16 protein-coding genes, 1 other RNA gene and 1 riboswitch are annotated in these 17,636 nt (G+C 70.9%); of the genes, 6 read left to right on the forward strand and 11 right to left on the reverse strand.

Translation table 11 applies throughout. The annotated features are described in order from the left end of the window. Positions 1–68: 68 nt before the first annotated feature. A complete protein-coding gene (locus tag CU254_RS37105) occupies positions 69–2,132 on the reverse strand; it encodes a DNA polymerase III subunit gamma and tau (RefSeq protein WP_009084589.1) in 2,064 nt (687 codons plus the stop codon). Between the two features lie 87 nt (positions 2,133–2,219). Between CU254_RS37105 and CU254_RS37110 the strand changes: the two genes are divergently transcribed. Next, positions 2,220–3,029 (forward strand): spermidine synthase, encoded by an 810-nt coding sequence (locus tag CU254_RS37110; RefSeq protein WP_037716069.1) that lies wholly within the window; start codon positions 2,220–2,222, stop codon positions 3,027–3,029. Between the two features lie 16 nt (positions 3,030–3,045). Here CU254_RS37110 and ffs read toward each other — a convergent pair. The 4 genes from ffs to CU254_RS37130 all read right to left on the reverse strand — a co-directional run bounded on the left by ffs (position 3,046) and on the right by CU254_RS37130 (position 6,392). Continuing rightward, an RNA gene (ffs, locus tag CU254_RS37115) (signal recognition particle sRNA small type) lies at positions 3,046–3,145 on the reverse strand. 5 nt (positions 3,146–3,150) lie between these two features. Beyond that, positions 3,151–3,645 (reverse strand): ATP/GTP-binding protein, encoded by a 495-nt coding sequence (locus tag CU254_RS37120; RefSeq protein WP_009084593.1) that lies wholly within the window; start codon positions 3,643–3,645, stop codon positions 3,151–3,153. Positions 3,646–3,648: 3 nt separating this feature from the next. Continuing rightward, positions 3,649–4,068 carry a roadblock/LC7 domain-containing protein gene (locus tag CU254_RS37125; RefSeq protein WP_009084595.1) on the reverse strand — a complete coding sequence of 140 codons (420 nt, stop codon included), beginning with the start codon at positions 4,066–4,068 and terminating at the stop codon, positions 3,649–3,651. Next, positions 4,065–6,392, reverse strand: a complete 2,328-nt coding sequence (locus tag CU254_RS37130; protein WP_037716071.1) for an ATP-binding protein — start codon at positions 6,390–6,392, stop codon at positions 4,065–4,067. The genes CU254_RS37125 and CU254_RS37130 overlap by 4 nt, the downstream gene beginning before the upstream one ends. Before the next feature lie 260 nt (positions 6,393–6,652). On the opposite strand from CU254_RS37130, the gene CU254_RS37135 reads away from it, so the two are divergent. Continuing rightward, positions 6,653–7,558: a serine/threonine dehydratase gene (locus tag CU254_RS37135; RefSeq protein WP_100266981.1), complete on the forward strand. Its 906-nt coding sequence runs from the start codon at positions 6,653–6,655 to the stop codon at positions 7,556–7,558. Here the strand turns inward: CU254_RS37135 and CU254_RS37140 are convergent. From CU254_RS37140 to CU254_RS37150, 3 genes are read right to left on the reverse strand one after another with little or no spacing between them, the layout of a single operon-like run. Next, entirely contained in the window at positions 7,545–9,314 is a 1,770-nt protein-coding gene (locus tag CU254_RS37140; protein WP_050788517.1) for a glycosyltransferase family 39 protein, read from the reverse strand. The genes CU254_RS37135 and CU254_RS37140 overlap by 14 nt on opposite strands. 45 nt (positions 9,315–9,359) lie before the next feature. Beyond that, entirely contained in the window at positions 9,360–10,823 is a 1,464-nt protein-coding gene (locus CU254_RS37145; protein WP_009084602.1) for a cell wall metabolism sensor histidine kinase WalK, read from the reverse strand. Next, on the reverse strand, positions 10,798–11,550 hold the full coding sequence (locus CU254_RS37150) for a response regulator transcription factor (RefSeq protein ID WP_009084604.1): 753 nt from the start codon (positions 11,548–11,550) through the stop codon (positions 10,798–10,800). Before CU254_RS37150 ends, CU254_RS37145 begins: the two co-directional genes overlap by 26 nt. 171 nt (positions 11,551–11,721) lie before the next feature. On the opposite strand from CU254_RS37150, the gene CU254_RS37155 reads away from it, so the two are divergent. Continuing rightward, the gene (locus tag CU254_RS37155) at positions 11,722–12,291 is read left to right on the forward strand and encodes a hypothetical protein (protein ID WP_037716073.1); all 570 of its coding nucleotides are present in this window, start codon (positions 11,722–11,724) and stop codon (positions 12,289–12,291) included. Between the two features lie 66 nt (positions 12,292–12,357). Next, positions 12,358–12,552 (forward strand): hypothetical protein, encoded by a 195-nt coding sequence (locus CU254_RS37160; protein ID WP_037718599.1) that lies wholly within the window; start codon positions 12,358–12,360, stop codon positions 12,550–12,552. Position 12,553: 1 nt separating this feature from the next. Here the strand turns inward: CU254_RS37160 and CU254_RS37165 are convergent, their stop codons facing one another. Then, a complete protein-coding gene (locus tag CU254_RS37165) occupies positions 12,554–13,000 on the reverse strand; it encodes a nitroreductase family deazaflavin-dependent oxidoreductase (RefSeq protein ID WP_037716075.1) in 447 nt (148 codons plus the stop codon). Positions 13,001–13,126: 126 nt separating this feature from the next. Here CU254_RS37165 and CU254_RS37170 point away from each other — a divergent pair, with 126 nt between their 5' ends. Together CU254_RS37170 and CU254_RS37175 are read left to right on the forward strand one after the other, a co-directional pair. Further along, positions 13,127–13,807 carry a TetR/AcrR family transcriptional regulator gene (locus CU254_RS37170; RefSeq protein WP_037716077.1) on the forward strand — a complete coding sequence of 227 codons (681 nt, stop codon included), beginning with the start codon at positions 13,127–13,129 and terminating at the stop codon, positions 13,805–13,807. A gap of 46 nt (positions 13,808–13,853) precedes the next feature. Further along, positions 13,854–15,371 (forward strand): 3-hydroxyacyl-CoA dehydrogenase, encoded by a 1,518-nt coding sequence (locus tag CU254_RS37175; protein WP_009084613.1) that lies wholly within the window; start codon positions 13,854–13,856, stop codon positions 15,369–15,371. Positions 15,372–15,658: 287 nt separating this feature from the next. On the opposite strand, the gene CU254_RS37180 is transcribed toward CU254_RS37175, so the two are convergent. Together CU254_RS37180 and folP are read right to left on the reverse strand one after the other, a co-directional pair. Further along, positions 15,659–16,633: a threonine/serine dehydratase gene (locus CU254_RS37180; RefSeq protein WP_009084615.1), complete on the reverse strand. Its 975-nt coding sequence runs from the start codon at positions 16,631–16,633 to the stop codon at positions 15,659–15,661. Continuing rightward, positions 16,630–17,469, reverse strand: a complete 840-nt coding sequence (gene folP / locus CU254_RS37185) for a dihydropteroate synthase (protein WP_009084617.1) — start codon at positions 17,467–17,469, stop codon at positions 16,630–16,632. The genes CU254_RS37180 and folP overlap by 4 nt, the downstream gene beginning before the upstream one ends. A 25-nt stretch (positions 17,470–17,494) precedes the next feature. After that, positions 17,495–17,585: riboswitch (ZMP/ZTP riboswitch) on the reverse strand. Positions 17,586–17,636: the final 51 nt, after the last annotated feature.

A 17,636-nucleotide genomic window follows, 5' to 3' on the forward strand; every position in this document is an offset into this window, starting at 1 on the left:
ACGCGCCATCCGCTGAACGTCGTGAGTGTTTGTGCCGGTTAGAACCGGCACAAACACTCACGAGGCGGTCAGTCCAGCGGACGCGCGCCGAGGTGGTCCGAGAGCAGCTTCCGCGCGATCTGCTCCGGATCCTCCTCCGCGGGCGGCGGCGGAGGCGGCGGGACCGGGCTGGAGTCCTCGGAGTAGATGTCGTCGTCCTCGTCCGTGGGCTCGGGCGGGAGCGGGATGTCCGGTTCGCTCGTGGTGACGCGCGGGCGGCTCGGCGCTTCCGGCGCGGGCTTCGGAGCGGGCGGGGCGGCCGCCGGGGGCTGCGCGGACGCGGACGGGCGTGTGAACGACCGTTCCGGAGCCGGAGCCGCCGGTTGCTGCCGGGGGGCCTGCCGTGCCGGAGCGGCGGCCGCGGCCGCGCCGTGCACGCAGCGGACCTGCCATTCGCCGCCGAGCACCTCGCTCAGCCCGGCCGCGATCTTGCTCGCGTTGCCCTGGTCGCTGAGGCGCCGGGCGAGCGGTTCGGACTTGTGCGTCAGCGTGACCGCCGAGCCGTCGACCTCGGCGACCGTCGCCTGCGTGAGCATGGCTTCGAGCGCGCGACCGCCGGTGAACTTCCGCAGCGACGCCAGCAGTTGCGGCCATTTCTCGCGCACCTTGGCCGCGTCGACGCCGCCCGCGGCCGGGGCTTCCGCAGCCGCGGGCGCTTCCGGGGCAGGAGCGGGGGCAGGCGGTTCAGCAGGAGCCGGACGGCTGACCTCCGGGCGAGCCGGACGCGCGGGTTCCTCCGCCGCCGGACGGGCCGGTGCGGCGGGAGCTTCCTGCGCCGGACGAGCCGGTGCCGCCGGAGCTTCCTGCGCCGGACGCTGCGAAGGCCGCTGGAACCGAGCCGGAGCCTCCGCCGGAGCAGCGGACGCGGCCGGAGCAGCGACCGGAGCGGGTCCAGCCTGCGGAGCCGGGGCGGCGCCAGCCGGAGCGGGCGCGCCTGCCGGACGTCGCTCGAGCCGTTCGATCCGCGCCAGCAAGGCTTTCTCCGCCTCGGTGACCGACGGCAGCAGCATCCGCGCGCAGAGCAGTTCGAGCACGAGCCGCGGCGAGGTCGCGCCGCGCATCTCCAGGAGTCCACTGTGGACGATGTCGGCGTAGCGGGACAGCGTGGCCGGGCCGAGCTTCTCGGCCTGTTCGGTCATCCGCTTCAGCTCGTCGTCCGGCGCGTTGACCAGGCCGCGTTCGCCCGCTTCCGGGACCGCGCGCATCAGCAGCAGGTCGCGCAGCCGGTCGAGCAGGTCGGTGGCGAAGCGGCGCGGGTCGTGTCCGGCGTCGGCGAGTTTCTCGACGGTGCCGAACACTTCGGCCGGGTCGTCGTTCGCGAGCCCGTCGATCACCGCGTCGATCAGCGCGGTGTCCGTGACGCCCAGCAGCGCCACCGCCCGCGGATACGTGACGCCCTCCGGACCGGCCCCGGCGAGCAGCTGGTCCAGCACCGACTGGGTATCGCGAGCCGAACCGCCTCCGGCGCGGATCACCAGCGGGTACACCGCCGGTTCGACCGTCGCGCCCTCGGCCGCCACGTTGCGCTCCAGCAGCTCCCGCATCGAACTCGGCGGGATCAGCCGGAACGGATAGTGGTGCGTGCGCGAGCGGATGGTGGTGAGCACCTTGTCCGGCTCGGTGGTGGCGAAGATGAAGATCAGGTGCTCGGGCGGTTCCTCGACGATCTTCAGCAGGGCGTTGAAGCCCTGCGTCGTGACCATGTGCGCCTCGTCGATGATGAACACGCGGTAGCGCGATTCGGCGGGCGCGTAGAACGCCTTGTCCCGCAGTTCGCGGGCGTCGTCCACGCCGCCGTGGCTGGCCGCGTCGAGTTCGGTGACGTCGACGCTGCCCGGGCCTTCCGGCGCGAGCGCGCGGCACGAGTTGCATTCGCCGCACGGATCCGGGGTCGGGCCTTGGGCGCAGTTGAGCGAGCGCGCCATGATCCGCGCGCTCGACGTCTTGCCGCAGCCGCGCGGCCCGGAGAACAGGTACGCGTGGTTGATGCGCCCGGCGGCCAGCGCCGTGCGCAGCGGTTCGGTCACATGCTCCTGGCCGACGACCTCGGCGAAGGTCGCCGGACGGTACTTCCGGTACAGCGCGAGAGCCACGTGCCCGAGACTACAGTGAGCACGGTGAGCCCCTCCCGTTCCGGTCGCGGCCGTGCGCCGAGCGGGCCGCGACCGGGCAGTTACCCGGTGCGGTTCGGGACCGCCGAGCTGCTGCGCGACGCCGATCGGCCCAACGCGTGGCTGCTTTCGGTCGACGGGGTGGCGCAGTCCTACGTCGATCTCGACGACCCGACGAACCTGGAGTTCGACTACGTGCGCCGGCTCGGCGACCTGGTCGACTTCCTCCCGCCCGGCCCGCTCGACGCGCTGCACGTCGGCGGCGCGGGCTGTTCCCTGCCGCGCTACGTCGCCGCGACGCGACCGGGTTCGCGGCAGCTGGTCTTCGACGCCGACGAGCCGCTGATCACTCTGGTCCGCGAACAGCTCGACCTGCGCAGCGTCCCGAAGCTGCGGGTACGGATCGAGGACGGCAGAGCGGGCGTGCGCAGCAGGCACGACGCGACGGCGGACTTGATCGTGATCGACGCCTTCGAGCGCGCGACCCTGGCCGGCGGCTTGGCGACCGTCGAGTTCGTCACGGACGCAGCCCGCGTGCTGCGCCCGGGCGCGACGATGCTGGCGAACATCTCCGACGGCCCTGGTCTGCCGTTCGCCCGCCGGTTCCTCGCGACGTTGGCGGAGGTGTTTCCGCACGTCGTCCTGCTGGCCGAGCCCAGTGTGCTGCGCGGCCGCCGGTTCGGGAACCTCGTGCTGGCCGCCTCGCGGTCCGACCTGCCGACCGCGGAGCTGACCCGGCGCGCGGCGTCTTCGCCGTATCCGGCGCGGGTGGTGCACGGCGCTGAACTGCGGCAGCTGCGCGGGAAGGCGGCCCCGGTCTTCGACGCGGAATCACTGCCCTCGCCGACGCCACCGGACGACGTCCTCGGCCTGTTCTAGACCTGTCCTAGGCATAAAAAAGCGGGTTCCCCCCGTACCCGCCAGAGCCCGCTTATCCTTGCTGCCTTCCGGCCCTGGGGAAGTTCACAGGGTGGACGCCACGGGGGGTCCCCGCAGACGACTATAGCGGACTCGGTTGCCGGGCCTCCGCCCCCTCGGCCGCCCTCGCTTCGACCAGGTCGAGCACCTCCCGCACGGACCCCGGGTCGCGGGCGTCGAACGGGTGCACCGGGACGCCGTCGCGCACGGTCAGCGCCCAGCGCACGTCGTGCAGCGGACGCGTGAGCAGGCCGTCGAAGCAGTTCACGCCGACCACGAACGGCAGCCGCATGCCTTCGACCGCGTCGAGCACCGGGTACGCGTCCGCGATCCGCCGCGGGTCGACCACGACGAGCGCCGCGTCCGCGCCCCGCACGAGGTCGGGCCAGCGGAACCAGAACCGGGCCTGTCCCGGCGCGCCGAACAGGTACCGCCGCCGCTCGCCCTCGCCGAGCCTGCCGAAGTCGAGCGCCGCGGTCGTGTCGCCGGCGTCGGTGCGCACCGGCGCGATCTCCGAAACGGCGTGCACCGCCGTCGTTTTCCCGGCTCCGGCCGGGCCAAGCACGAGGATCTTCACGGGTCAGGCGAACGCGGTGTTCTTCAACTCCTCGACCAGCGCGGGGGTGAGGACTTCGGACGCGCGGTTGGCGAACATCGCCATCTCGTAGGCGATCGTGCCGAGGCTGGCCTGTTTGTTGGCCAGGACGCCGAGCGAGCAGCCGATGCTGATGGTGCAGACCACCAGGTAGCCGCGCTCGAGTTCGACCACGACCTTGTCCGGATCGCCGAGCGGATGGCTTTCGGACACGCTCTGGGCCAGCGCGAGCATCGCCGAGCAGGTCGCCGCGAGCCGGTCGGCGTCCGCGCGGTCGAGGTCCTGGGACGCGGCGATCAGCAGCCCGTCCGCGGACACCGCGAGCGCGGCGATCGCGCCGGCGGTGTGCAGCGCGAAGCGGTTGACCAGCCAGTTGAAGTTCTGCGCGGCGGCGGGAACGGTCATGATCCTCCTTGATCGGCCTGCTGGGCGGTGACTTGCTGAGCTTTGGCGACGCCGTCGGAGAACGAGTCGAAGGTGGCCCGCTCGGCGGCCGGATCGCGCAGTCCGCGGCGCGGCAACGGGGTCCGGACGATCTGCGGGATTTTGAGCCCGGGGGCCAGCTGAGCGCCGGGAACGCGGCGGAAGACGCCGTCGCGGGATTCCGGTGGCACGACGGTGAACTGGTGCGTCGGCGACGGATCCGCGACGTCCGAGGTGTCCGGGGTGTCCTTTGTGGACTCTTCAGGTTCCTCGGGAAGCTCCAGCGTTCCGGTGAGCGAGGCGAATTCCGGCTCCGCTTCCGGCCACTTCGGGGCCTCGTCCGGCTTCGGCTCGGCAGCGTCGGGTTCCGGCGGGTCGGTGAACCAGCTGAAGCCGGCCGGAGTCGGCGTGGACAGCGCGGCGATCGCGGGCGCGGGCAGCAGCACCGGCCGCGGGTCGGGCACCTGTCCCGGTTCGAAAAGCCCTGGCCCGCGCCGGAAATCGACGTCTCGGGTGAACAACGCCTTCGGCACCGAAACCTTCGCGGTCACCCCACCGTCCGGAGTGGACTCCAGTTCGACGCGCAGCGAATGCCGTTGCGCGAGCCGCCCGACCACGGCCAGGCCGAGCTGCTGTCCGGACGCCGCGTCGACTGGTTCGGCGAGCCGGTGGTTCTCCTGCGCGAGCCGGTCCGCGGACAGCCCGACGCCGTGATCGGCGATGCGCACCAGCAGATCGCCGGACGGCTCGAACTCCGTCGAAATCTCCACCGGCGATTCCGGCGGCGAGAACGCGGCGGCGTTTTCCAGCAGTTCGGCGAACAACAGCACCAGGTCGATCCCCAGCGAGGGCGCGAGCAGTGCGTCCGCCGGTTCGCCGATCCGGATCCGGGATTCGTCGTCGATTTCCACGGCGGCCGAGCGCAACGCGGTGGCCAGTTCGATCGGGCCGCCGACCCGGCTTTCGTCGCGATTTCCCGTCACCACAAGCAGATCGTCCGCGGTGCGGCGCAGCCGGAGGGCGGCGTGCTCCACGCGGTGCAAGCCGGCGAGCAACACCGGATCGTCGGTGCCGCGAGTCAATTCCTCGACCATCGTGCGCTGGCCGGCGACCAGGTTCTGCGTGCGCTTGGCCGCTCCGACCAGCAACTGGACCCCGGCACGGCGCGCGTTCGCCTGTTCGGTCACCGCATCCACCGCGGCGCCGCGGAGCCGGTTGAACGCGTCGGCCAGCTCGGCCAGCTCGCCACCGGTCCCGGCCTCGAGAGCGGGCAGCGACGGTTGCGGCGAATCCGATCCCGGTTCGGCGATCTGAACCAGTTCGGGGGCGGCCAGGTCGGCGGTCGAACGAGCTTGGCTGCTCAGCCGGCGCAGCGGCCGGGCGATGGATCGCGCGGCCAGTACGGACAACGCGGCAACCAGTCCGAAAAGGACAATTGCGGCGCCGCCGACGAGGAACGCCGTCCGGGTCGCGCTGGACGCTTTCGCGGAGGCGGCATTCGCGATCGCTCCGGCGAGCCGGGTTTCCGCCGCGTCGCGCTGATCGGCGAGCTGAGTACCGGCGGTGACCACATCGGACACGAACTGCCGGTCTTGCCGTGGGGCCGCCGCGAGCCGGTCGAGCTGCTGAGCCGTCGTCCCGCTCTCGACGGCGGCGAGCTGCGCCGCGTCCTGAGTCCCGGCCAGCCGGGCGAACTGTTCTCCGTAGACAGCGGCGCGCTGACCTGCGCGATCAACTCCGACGGAAGCGACCAGCGCGGTCGCCCGGGCGGCTCGCTGCTCGTCCGCGCGCAGCAAGGCGTCGAGCGCTCGGGCGTCCGCACTGTCCGAAGTGGCCAGTCCCAGTGCGTCGATCACTCCCGTGGACAGGGAATCGTAGCCAGAGGCGATATCGGCTACGGAAATCTGCCGATTGAGTGCGTTCTGCCGCAGTTTCGCCAGTGAGCCGCCTGGACTGAGCAGGCCATCTGCGACCCCGTGCGCGGCGCTGTCCACTGACTGCTGCTGCCGGACGAGCGCTGAATTGGTGGCCGACAGGTCGGCGACGAAAGCGGCCGCGAGCAGGCTTTCCCGCTGCAACTGGCCCACCAGGCCGCCCACCCGCTGCGCCCGGGCCGCGGCGTCCGAGGCGGTCGCGGCCGTCGACGCGGCGGTGACCTGAGTGAGCACGAACGGAACCGCCGCCGCGGCGACCAGGATCAGCGGAACCACGACCAGCACGGTCACTCGCGCCTGCACAGTGCGGAGCCCCAGGCGGTCGAGCAGCCGCGCAGCGGCTTCCGGCGACCGGGCCGAGCCGTCGCGCATGCACGTCACCTTTCGTTCCCGAGGAGTCCCGACGAGACCGAGGCGTGAAGTGCACCGAACGGGGACACCCGCGGGACGCTACTACTCTCGGTAGTACTCGTCGCGGTACGCACATGGTCGGACACCCCACGTCTGCGCAGAGCTTAGCGAGATCGGCAAGAGCTAGACAATGCCCTCTTGTTCCGTGTCGTGCCCTGACACGCTGGGGTTTTCCCGGCGAGCGGCACCCGGGGAGCACGCCGGGGAGGAGAATGACCGATATGCGCACCGCACCTGTCGCCGCCGACGTCGCCGCAGCCCACCTTCGCCTCCGACCACACGTCCGGTGGACGCCGCTGTTACGCACCGAAATCGACGGCCGTCCCCTCGTCCTCAAGCTGGAGCAGCTCCAGCGGTCCGGGTCGTTCAAGCTCCGCGGCGCGGTAAACGCCCTGCTCACCGGGCCGGAGCCGAAGCGGGTCGTCACGGCGTCCGGCGGAAATCACGGTCTCGGCGTCGCCACCGCCGCGCAGTCGCTGGGCATTCCCGCTGTCGTCTACGTGCCGGAGTCCGTGCCCGAAGCGAAGGCCGCCGGCATCGAAGCGGCTGGCGCGAAGCTCATCCGGCACGGCGCGACGTACGGCGAGGCTGCCGCGGCCGCGCTGGCCGTGGCCGACGAATCCGGCACTCGCTACCTGCACGCGTACGACGACCCCGACGTGATTGCCGGGCAAGGAACCGCGACCGCGGAGATCGTGGCCGACGCACCGGACGTCGATGCCATTGCCGTCGCGGTCGGCGGTGGCGGGCTGGCGTCCGGCGCGACGCTGGCCGCGGACGGCCGTCAGGTGTTCGCGGTGGAGCCGGAGCACTGCCAGGCGCTGCACGCCGCCATCGCCGCGGGCGAGCCGGTAGACGTCACCATCGACTCGGTCGCCGCCTCCGCGCTCGGCGCGACCCGCGTCGGCGAGCTGGCCTTCGGCATCCTCAACTCGCCGGCCGTCACGTCCGTGCTGGTGTCCGACGCCGAGATCCTCGCCGCGCGAGACCTGCTGTGGCGCGACTTCCGGCTCGTCGTCGAACCGGCCGCCGCGGCTCCGCTGGCCGCCCGGCTGGCCGGGCGCGTCCCGGCCGAGCTGCCTTGTTTTGTCTTGTGCGGAGCCAATACCTCGGTCACTTTTGCGTGAGGTCGTACACCGTCGCGCCGCCGACCATGGTGGGCCGGAAGTGCTGCTTGACCCAAGCGGTGATCTTCCCGGCGGTGCCGCGGCTGCCACCCGGGCCGCCGCGGCCGTTGCGCGCGCCGACGACGAAGTAGTGGATCTCGCCGCTCGCCACGTACTGCTGGAATTGCGCGAGCGACGGCGCGGGATCGCCGCCGCTGAAGCCGCCGACCGCGAGTACCGGCTTGCCGCTGTTCAACGCGAGCCCGGCAGCCTGCATCGCACCGGTTTCGGCGGCGGCCCACTTCGTCGTCGTGGTCTCCAGCAGCCGGTTCAGCTCCACAGTGGACGGTTGCGAGGCACCGAAATCGGGGCGTCCCTTGTGCTGTGGCCCAGACGCCGGACCTCCGCCGGTGTGCGCCGTCGACGCGGTCGCCACGGTGAAGGACGCCATCCCCAGCAGCGCGGCCACCAGCGCCAGCACCGCGACCGCGCGGCGGGCGGTCCCGATCAACAGCGCGGCCACGCCTAGAACGCCGAGCACCAGCACGGTGTACCGCACCCACGGCTGCCAGTTCGGCGTCCGCTGCAGCAGCACGAAACTCCACGCGACAGTCGCCGCCAGCATCACCGCAAGCACCGCGCGCGGGGCGAAGTAGGCACGGCCGCGCCACAGTTCGGTCGCGGAAATCGCTACCGTGGCGGCGATTCCCGGCGCGAGCACGACCGTGTAGTACGGGTGGATGATCCCGCTCATGTAGCTGAACACGAATGCGCTGAGCACCGTCCAGGCACCCCACAGCAACAGCGCCGCGCGAGTTCGATCAGTGCGTGTCGCACGCCGGGTGAACCACAACCCGGCCACGAGTCCGATCAACGCAGCTGGCAGCAACCAGGACGCCTCGCCGCCGAATTGCTCGGTGAACAAGCGAGTCAAACCCGGCTGGCCGTGCGCAGGCAGTTTCGGTCGCGCTTCACCGCCGTGCGACTGTCCGAAGATCCGGCCGAGTCCGTTGTACCCGAAGGCCAATTCCAGCACGCTGTTGTTCGTCGACCCGCTGATATACGGTCGATCGGCAACCGGCCACAACGCCACCGCGAGTACCCACCAGCCCGCGGAAACCACCACCGCACCGGCAGCAGCGAGCAATTGCCATAGCCGCCGTCCCCACGTGGTCGGCGCCGCGACCGCGTAAGCGAGCACAAAGGCAGGCAACACCAGAAACGCCTGCAGCATTTTGTCGAGGAACCCGAAGCCGATCGCGACCCCTGCCAGCAGCAACCACTTCGTACCGGCGCTTTCCAGTGCCCGCACCAGGAAATACCCGCCCGCGACGAGCAGCAGCACCAAGAACGCGTCCGGGTTGTTGAACCGGAACATCAGCGCGGCCACCGGAGTGATCGCGAGCAACGCCCCGGCCAGCAACCCGGCGATCGGACCGGAAAGCCGCCGCACCGCCAGATACAGCAGGCCGACCGAGCCCACGCCCGCCAGCGCGTCCGGCACCAGCATGCTCCAGCTGGAAAAGCCGAAGATCCGCCCGGACAGCCCCATCATCCACAGGGAAAGGGGCGGTTTGTCGACGGTGACCACGTTGCCCGGGTCGAGCGAACCGAAGAACCACGCTTTCCAGTCCCACGTGCCCGCTTGCACGGCCATCGCGTAGAAATCATTGCCCCAGCCGGAAATCGCGACGTCGGTGAGGTACAACGCGGCGGTGCCCAGCAGCAGCACCGCGACGGCGGGGCGCACCCAACGTGGCGCGTCGGCAGTCGTCATGCCGATCATTCTCACGGCACCGCCTGTGCGCGGGCTGTGAACAGGTCACGCCTGCGGGAACGACGCCACGAATTCAGTGCGCCCCGGAACGCTGTTCACCATCACCCGACCGGAATGCGCGGCCACCACCGCCGCGACAATCGCCAGCCCCAGCCCGGTGCTTCCGGCCGCCCGCGACCGGGAATTGTCGCCGCGGGCGAATCGTTCGAACACCTCGGGCAGGATTTCCGGCGGAATTCCCGGCCCATCGTCCACAACGGACAAAGTCGCCCATCCGTCCCGAGCAGACAGTGCGGTGGTCACCGTGGTGCCCGCGGGCGTGTGCGTCCGGGCGTTGCCGAGGAGGTTCAGCACGACCTGGTGCAGTTGCCCGGAATCGCCCAGCACCGCGATCGGTTCGCCGGGAAGTTCCAGCAGCCACTTGTGTTCCGGACCGGCGACGTGCGAATCCGCGACCGCGTCGGCGACCAGCCGGGACAAATCGACCGGCTCGGGCACGACCGGACGTCCGGAATCGAGCCGCGCGAGCAGCAGCAGATCCTCCACGAGCGTCGTCATCCGCGCGGATTCGGATTCCACCCGGCTCATCGCGAACGCGATGTCCGGCGGCACCTGCTCGCTGCTGCGGCGGGTCAGCTCGGCGTACCCGCGAATCGCGGCGAGCGGCGTGCGCAATTCGTGGCTCGCGTCCGCGACGAACTGCCGCACCCGGCTTTCGCTGGCATGGCGGACCGCGAGCGCCTCGGCGATGTGGCCCAGCATCCGGTTGATCGCCGAACCGACCTTGCCGACCTCCGTGCGCGGGTCAGTGTCCACTTCGGGCACTCGCTCGGACAGCGCGACCTCGCCGCGGTCCAGCGGCAGCTCAGACACCCGGGAAGCGGTCGCGGCGAGCCGGTCGAGCGGAGCCATCGTGCGCCGGATCGTGACCGCACCAGCGAATCCGGCGACGAGAATACCGCCGAGCGCGACCCCGCCGAAGATGAATCCCAGCCGCCACAACGTTTCCGAGACCCGGTTCATCGGCAGCCCGATCACGGTGAACTCGCCGCGCGGCGAATACGTCGCGACCACGCGGTATTTCCCGAGATTCCCGGGAAGCTCGACCGTGCGGCGCTGGCCGTTCGGGGACAGCACGAGCAGGACCCGGTCCTGGTCGGGCGTGAGCGCGAGGAGCCCCAACGGGCCGATCACCTGCCCGTTGACCGCGCCGTCGTGGACCACCAGGCTGAGCGTCCCCTCGGGCTGGCCGAGCACGCGCAGCGGATCCGGCGCCGGCTTGCCGGGCCCGAAGATCGGCGGACGCGGCGCCCCGTGCCGGAACCCGCGGTCGCTCGCCGCCGCCAGCTGCCCGTCGAGCTGTCCGACGAGAAAGCTGTTCAACGCGAGTTCGGTGACCACGCCGACCACCAGGCAGACCAGCGCGAGCAGCGCCGCCAGCTGCACGATCAGCCTGCGGCGCAACGACCACGGACGGCGGCGCTCAGCCCGCGGCGGGTTTGAGGACATATCCGGCGCCGCGCATGGTGTGGATCATCGGTTCCCGATCGGCGTCGATTTTCTTGCGGAGGTAGGAAATGTACAGTTCGACGATATTCGCTTGGCCGCCGAAATCGTAGCTCCACACGCGGTCGAGGATCTGCGCCTTCGACAGCACCCGGCGCGGATTGCGCATCAGGTAACGCAGCAGTTCGAACTCGGTCGCGGTGAGCGGCACCAGGTCGCCGCCGCGGTGCACCTCGCGGCTGTCCTCGTCCAGCGTCAGGTCGCCGACCACCAGCTGCGAGCCGGTCGCCCCGGAAACCCCGCCCGCGCGGCGCAGCAGCGCGCGCAGCCGCAGCGCCACTTCTTCCAGGCTGAACGGTTTGGTCACGTAATCGTCGCCGCCCGCGGTGAGCCCGGCGATCCGGTCTTCCACCGCGTCTTTCGCGGTCAGGAAAAGAACCGGCAGATACGGCGTTTCGGCGCGCATCCGGCGCAGCACCTCGAGGCCGTCGAAATCGGGCAGCATCACGTCGAGCACCACGGCGTCCGGGCGGAAATCGCGGCCGATCCGCACCGCCTCGGCCCCGGTGCCCGCGCTGCGCACCTCCCAGCCCTCCATCCGCAGGGCCATGGACACGAGTTCGGCCAGCGTCGACTCGTCGTCGACGACCAGCACGCGGACCGGGCTGCCGTCCGCGCGGCGCAGTTCGGCCTTGCCCCGGCCGGCAGACGCGGCGTTCACACTGCTCATGGTGCCATCTTCGGGCCCTGTCTTCAGGTCGGGCTGTGCCCCGCCTGTGTGTTTCCTGTGCGGTGGCGCCCCCGCCGGGGCGCACAGGTGTCCCCCACGTCCGCCACAGCTTCCGCACAGCGGCCGCCCCGACGCTCGGGAAGGACCAGCCCGAACGTTCCGGAGGAGACCATGACGACCGATCCAGCACAGGGCGCGACCTGGGGAGAGCAGCCTGCTCCCGCCACCGGCGGCAGCGGTCCGGGGAAGGCGTGGTCGGGCCGGAAAACCGCGATCGCGGCGGGCGTCGCGGTCGTGATCGCGGTGGGCGGCGGACTGGCGATCTGGGCCGGCACCAGCGGCGGCAACGCGACCGCGCAGCAGGGTCCGGGCGGATTCGGCGGGCCGGGCGGACCGGGCGGCCCCGGCGGTTTCGCCGGCCGCGGAGGCATGGGCGGGATGGCCGCGCTGCGGGAGGCGCTGCACGGCGACTTCGTGGTGGCGGATCCGGCCGGCGGATACGTGACCGAACGCCTGCAGACCGGGACGATCACCGAACTCAGCGCCACCTCGGTGACCCTCACGAGCAAGGACGGCTACAAGCAGACCTACACGCTGGATTCGGCCACGGAGAAAACCGGTTCGCCGAAGTCCGGCGACAACGTCACGGTGGTCGCGAAGGTCCAGGGCACGACGGCCACCGCGACCTCGCTCGGCGAAGCACAGCAGTTCGGCAACGGCCAGCCGCGCCGCCGCGGGTAGCCCGTTCGGAGAAGGGAACCTTGAGAGACTTGCCTCGAGGTTCCCTTCCCGAGCGAGGAGATGGTCGTGAAGCGGTGGATCACGCTGGCGTGCGGGGTGGTGCTGGTGCTCGTCGGCGCGGTGTGGGTGCTGCAGGGCGTCGGGGTGCTGACCGGCAGTTTCATGACCGGCCAGAAGCTCTGGTTCCTGATCGGGCTGGTCGCGCTCCTGGCCGGCGTGGTCCTCGTCGCGGCCACCGCGTTCCGCAAACGCGCGCGCTGACTCACCGGGCGAAGACCTCGAACACCGGGTAGCCCGGCGCGATCTCCAGCAGCTTCTCCTCCGGTGCCTTCGCGTCCACGCCCTCGAAGAACGTGCCGACCTCGAACGCCCAGCGCTTGAGGTACGAGCGCAGGACGGCGGGCTTTTCCTCGTCGGCCAGCTCGCGGTAGGTGAACGTCTCGGTGCGCCGCCCGACGGTCAGCTGACCCTCGCCCGCCGCACGCAGGTTCCGCACCCACTGGGTTTCGCCGCGCGCCGCCACCAGGTACTGCTTGCCCTCGAACGGCAGCAGGTTCACCGGCACCTCGCGCAGTTCGCCGGACTTGCGGCCGCGGACGCCCAGCACCCGGCTGCCCCACACGCTGAAGCCGCGTTTGGTGAGCCAGCGGACGCAGCCGTTGAACACCGCGGTCGCCTTGCCCGGTTCGAGGTAACGAGTGCTGGTCATGGGGTCCTCCTCGGTTTGCGAGAGCGGTGCTCTCTGTTGTGAACAGTGAACACCCGTGGCCTGCCCCGCGTCAAGAGCAGTGCTCTCGATTTTGCGCGGCGCTCTCCTTCGAGGCACACTGATCGCATGACAGCCGCACCCCGCACCGCCCGCGAACGGGTCCGCGCCGAGCTGACCCGCGAGATCAAGGACGAGGCCCGCCGCCAGCTGGCCGAGGTCGGCGCGCACGGGCTTTCCCTGCGCGCGGTCGCCCGGGAGCTGGGGATGGTCTCGTCGGCGCTGTACCGGTACTTCCCGAGCCGCGATCACCTGCTCACCGCGCTGATCGTCGACGCGTACAACGCCGTCGGCGAGGCCGCCGAGCAGGCCGACCCGCACACCGGCGACCCGCGCGAACGCTGGCGAGCCGTCTGGCGCGCGACCCGCGACTGGGCTCGCGCGAACCCGCACGAGTACGCGCTCATCTACGGCTCGCCGATCCCCGGTTACCAGGCTCCGCAGGACACCGTCGGCCCCGCCGGGCGAGTGGCGTTCGCGCTGGTCGCAGTGCTGCGCGACGCCCATCCGCACGAGCCCGCGGTCACCGCGCCGATGTCCGACGAACTGCGCGCGCAAGCTGAGCAGCTCACCAAGGTCCTGGAGATCGACGCGCCGGCCGAGGTCGTCATGCGCGCCATCGCCGCCTGGACCCAGCTGTTCGGCGCGCTCAACTTCGAGCTGTTCGGCCAGTACGTCGGCAGCGTCGACCCGGCGGACGCGTACTTCGAGCACCTCATCGGGCAGATGGCGGACTTCGTCGGTCTGTAGCCCGGGGTAAGTTCGCCGTGGGGCCACAGCGAAAGGCGGTTTCAACGTGACGGGATGGGCCGGACGGGTCGGCAGGATCCGGGTGATCGGCACCGGGGTGATGGGACGCGGCATCGTCCAGCTCGCCGCGACCGGCGGCGTCACCGTGGAACTCGCGGACGTGCAGCCGGAAGCCGTCGCCGCGGCGATCGACCACGTGGGCGCGATGGTCGACCGGCTGGTCGCCAAGGAGAAGCTGACCGAGGAGGCCGGGCGCGCGGCGAAGGACCGCCTCGTCCCGGTCGACGGCCCGCTCGCCCCCGCCGACGGGGTGGACCTGGTGCTCGAGGCCGTCCGCGAAGACCTCGAAACGAAGCAGACGCTCTTCGCCGGTCTCGAAAAGATCTGCGGCCCCGACACGATTTTCGCGACCAACACCAGCTCGCTGTCGGTCACCGAAATCGCCGCCGGGCTCACCGATCCGTCGCGGATGATCGGCCTGCACTTCTTCAACCCGGTCCCGCTCATGCGGCTGGTCGAGGTCGTCCCCGGCGCGCGCACCGCCGACTGGCTGCCCGGCGAAGCCCGCGAACTCGTCCGCCGCTGGGGCCACGAACCCGTGCTGGCGAAGGACGCTCCCGGCTTCCTCGTCAACCACGCGGGCCGCGGCCTGAACACCGAAGCGCTGCAGATTCTCTCGGAATCCCTCGCCGCGCCCGCCGAGGTCGACCGCATCGCGCGCGACGTCCTCGGCCTCAAACTCGGCCCGTTCGAACTGCTGGACCTCACCGGGTTGGACGTCTCGCACGCGGTGCTGGAAAGCATCTGGAGCGGCTTCCACGCCGAACCGCGCCTGCGCCCGTCGTGGCTCACCCGCCCGCGCGTCGCCGCCGGACTCTTCGGCCGCAAGACCGGCGAGGGCTTTTACCGCTATGTCGACGGAAAACAAGAGGTTCCCCCGGAGCCCGCGGCCCCGCCCGCCCCGACCATGCCGGTCTACGCCGCCGACGAACGCCTGGGCCGTCTCCTGTCCGCGGCAGGCGTCGACGTGGTCCCGGACGCCTATCCGGACACGGTTCTCCTGGTGACCCTGCGCGGAGAGTCCACTGTGGAGGCTGCCCGGCAACTGGAACTGCCCGCGTCGCGCGTCGTCGGAGTCGATGCGCTCGGCTACGAATCGCGCTTCACGATGTCTGTCCATCCTGGACTGGACCCGCACTACGGCCGTGCGGCTTGGGGTGCCCTGGCCGCGACCGGAACCCCGGTGACAGTCGTCCGCGACGGTGCCGCTCCCATCGCGCAACGCCTGCTGGCCTCGATCATCAACACCGCTTGCTACCTCGCCGACCAGGGCCTCGCCGCGCCCGCCGACATCGACACCGCGGTCCGCCTCGGCCTGGGCTACCCGCGCGGCCCGCTGGAATGGGGCGACCTGGTCGGGCCGGAAAAGGTCCTGCGCATCCTGAACGGCCTGCTGCGCGCCACCGGTGATCCGCGCTACCGCCCAAGTGGCTGGCTCACCGAACGGGTGGCGCTGGGCCTGCCGCTGACCTCCGTTGGCACCCGGCCGGCTGATCTGGCCTGAGTTTTTGTCGGTGGTGCGCAGTAGCTTTTCGGCATGACTGCGACCATCGACTTGACCCTGGACTGCACTGACACACTTCGACCTAGAATCGGCCGGTTTGCCGCGGATCCGCCTGCGGCGCAACGACCCTGCGGCGCCGCCTCGGTCCTCGTCGCGCCTGGAGAATTTCGCGGCTCCGCAGATTCGGCTGCGGGGAAACGAAGTCCGCCCGTGGTCCGTCGGAGCCTCCCTGCGTCGGGGACCCCTCTCGCGGACCCCGCTGCCGCGCCCGTCGCGCCCGAAACCGGTCAAGGCTGGTCGTCGGCGGCCGCATCGGTCCAGCGGCGGTAGGCGCCCGCGTCGACGTTGCTCCCGCAGACGATCGTGACCACGTGCCGTCCGGTGAAGCGGGCTCGGTTTTCGAGAATCGCCGCGATGCCGAGCGCGGCCGAGGGTTCGACGACGAGTCCGGCGCGATCGAGCAGCAGCCGCATGCCGGCGATGATCGACGCCTCCTGGACCAGGACGGCGTCGTCCGCGACGAGGAGGAGGTCGTTCAAAACGGCCGGGATGGGAAACCGGCCGGCGACGCCGTCGGCGATGGTGTCGGTCGAGTCGGTGGTGACGACGCGCCGCTGGTGCCAGGAGCGCGTCATCGCCGGTGCGCCGAGCGGCTGGACGCAGAGCACCTCGACCTCGGGCGCGCGCTCCTTGAGCACGTGGCCCACCCCGGTGGCCAGCGCTCCTCCGCCCAGCGCGATCAGCACGGCGTCGAACGCGGGCGCGGCGTCCGCGAGCTCGAGGCCGATGGTTGCCGCTCCCTCGCAGGTCTCGAGGTCCAGGCTGTCTTCGACCAGCCGGATGCCGTCGTGCCGCGCGATGGCCGCCGCTCGTTCGCGAGCTGTTTCGATGTCGCCGTCCACCAGTTCCAACCTGGCGTCCAGCTCACGGATGCGCGCAAGTTTGGCTGCGGGCGCGAAACGGGACGCCACCACGGTCACGTCGAGTCCCCGGCCGCGGCCGGACCAGGCGAGTGCTTGGCCAAGGTTTCCCGCGCTCGCGCACACGACCGCGGAGGCACGGTTGTCGGCAAGCGCGCTGGCGACCACTTCGGTGCCGCGCGCTTTGAAGCTGCGGACCGGGTTCGCCGTTTCGAGTTTGATGCTCACCGCGCAGCCGAGGTCGCGTTCCAATCCTTCGCAGCGATACAGCGGAGTGTCGAGAAAGACCGGGTCGATCCGCTGGCGAGCAGCTCGGATCCGAGCGGTGTCGAGACGCGTCATCGGCTGGCTCCCGGGTACTGGTCCAAAGCCGCGAGGACGGTGAGTGCGTCCCGAAGCGCGGCGACGTCGTGCGTGCGGATGAAATCGACGCGGTGGCTGGCGGCGTACAGCTCCGCGGCCAGGCTGGCCGGTCCGATCTCCGCCAGCGCACGTCCGGTGATCGCGCGGAGAAACGATTTCCGGGACGGCGAGACCATGACCGGGACCCCGAAGCGGGCCTGGATCGTCCGGAGCGCGGACAGCACCGCCAGCGAAGGTTCCGGCGTGGTGCCGAGAAAATATCCGAGCCCGGGATCGATGATCAGCCGTTCGCGGTCGATGCCCGCCGCCTGGAGCGCGGCCAGCCGCTGGTCGAAGAACCGCTCCAGTGCGGTCAGCACCGCCCGCGGATCGGTCGCGGGCTCCTGCCGCCGCACCGAATGCATGACGACGAGGCGGCATCCGGTGTCAGCCAGCTCCGCGTACCGCTCGGGGTCCGGAAAACCGTGGATGTCGTTGAGGAACATCGCGCCGCGAGCCGCGGCGAACACGTGGGTCTGGGGCTGGAACGAATCGACCGACACCGGGATGTCTTCGGCGACCAGCTGGTCCAGGACCAGGTCCAGCCGCCGCACCTCCTCGTCGGCGGTCACCGGCTCGGCACTGGGATGACTCGCCGCGGGTCCGAGTTCGACGACGTCCGCCCCCGCCGCCAGCAACCGGCGAGCCTGCGCGAGCGCATTCTCCGGGGCGAGGAACCGGCCTCCGTCGGAGAACGAGTCTGCGGTGACGTTGACAATCCCGACCAGCCGGGGCCGGTGCCCGGACTCTCCCGAAAGGGCAAGAGGATAAACCATCGCCGCGTCTCCCGGATCTCGATCCCACAAGAGCCCAGGCGTACGGCATGACGTCACGTGGACGAGGCCGCTCCCCGATGGTGATCCATCTTCAGACGCCAGTCACGGCCTGCAGACACAGTAACAAGAAATTCCGGCGCGAAGCCAGCGGCGGCCGTCGGGAGATG

The organism is Amycolatopsis sp. AA4, assembly GCF_002796545.1.
Classification (GTDB): Bacteria; Actinomycetota; Actinomycetes; order Mycobacteriales; family Pseudonocardiaceae; genus Amycolatopsis.

Excerpts from the sequence above, each read along its gene's own strand:
- CU254_RS37165 (WP_037716075.1), bottom strand. The coding sequence starts at position 13,000 with ATGACCAGCACTCGTTACCTCGAACCGGGCAAGGCGACCGCGGTGTTC.
- CU254_RS37135 (WP_100266981.1), top strand. The coding sequence starts at position 6,653 with ATGCGCACCGCACCTGTCGCCGCCGACGTCGCCGCAGCCCACCTTCGC.
- CU254_RS37130 (WP_037716071.1), bottom strand. The coding sequence starts at position 6,392 with ATGCGCGACGGCTCGGCCCGGTCGCCGGAAGCCGCTGCGCGGCTGCTC.
- CU254_RS37155 (WP_037716073.1), top strand. The coding sequence starts at position 11,722 with ATGACGACCGATCCAGCACAGGGCGCGACCTGGGGAGAGCAGCCTGCT.
- CU254_RS37140 (WP_050788517.1), bottom strand. The coding sequence starts at position 9,314 with ATGACGACTGCCGACGCGCCACGTTGGGTGCGCCCCGCCGTCGCGGTG.
- CU254_RS37180 (WP_009084615.1), bottom strand. The coding sequence starts at position 16,633 with ATGACGCGTCTCGACACCGCTCGGATCCGAGCTGCTCGCCAGCGGATC.
- CU254_RS37125 (WP_009084595.1), bottom strand. The coding sequence starts at position 4,068 with ATGACCGTTCCCGCCGCCGCGCAGAACTTCAACTGGCTGGTCAACCGC.
- CU254_RS37150 (WP_009084604.1), bottom strand. The coding sequence starts at position 11,550 with ATGAGCAGTGTGAACGCCGCGTCTGCCGGCCGGGGCAAGGCCGAACTG.
- folP (WP_009084617.1), bottom strand. The coding sequence starts at position 17,469 with ATGGTTTATCCTCTTGCCCTTTCGGGAGAGTCCGGGCACCGGCCCCGG.
- CU254_RS37145 (WP_009084602.1), bottom strand. The coding sequence starts at position 10,823 with ATGTCCTCAAACCCGCCGCGGGCTGAGCGCCGCCGTCCGTGGTCGTTG.
- CU254_RS37170 (WP_037716077.1), top strand. The coding sequence starts at position 13,127 with ATGACAGCCGCACCCCGCACCGCCCGCGAACGGGTCCGCGCCGAGCTG.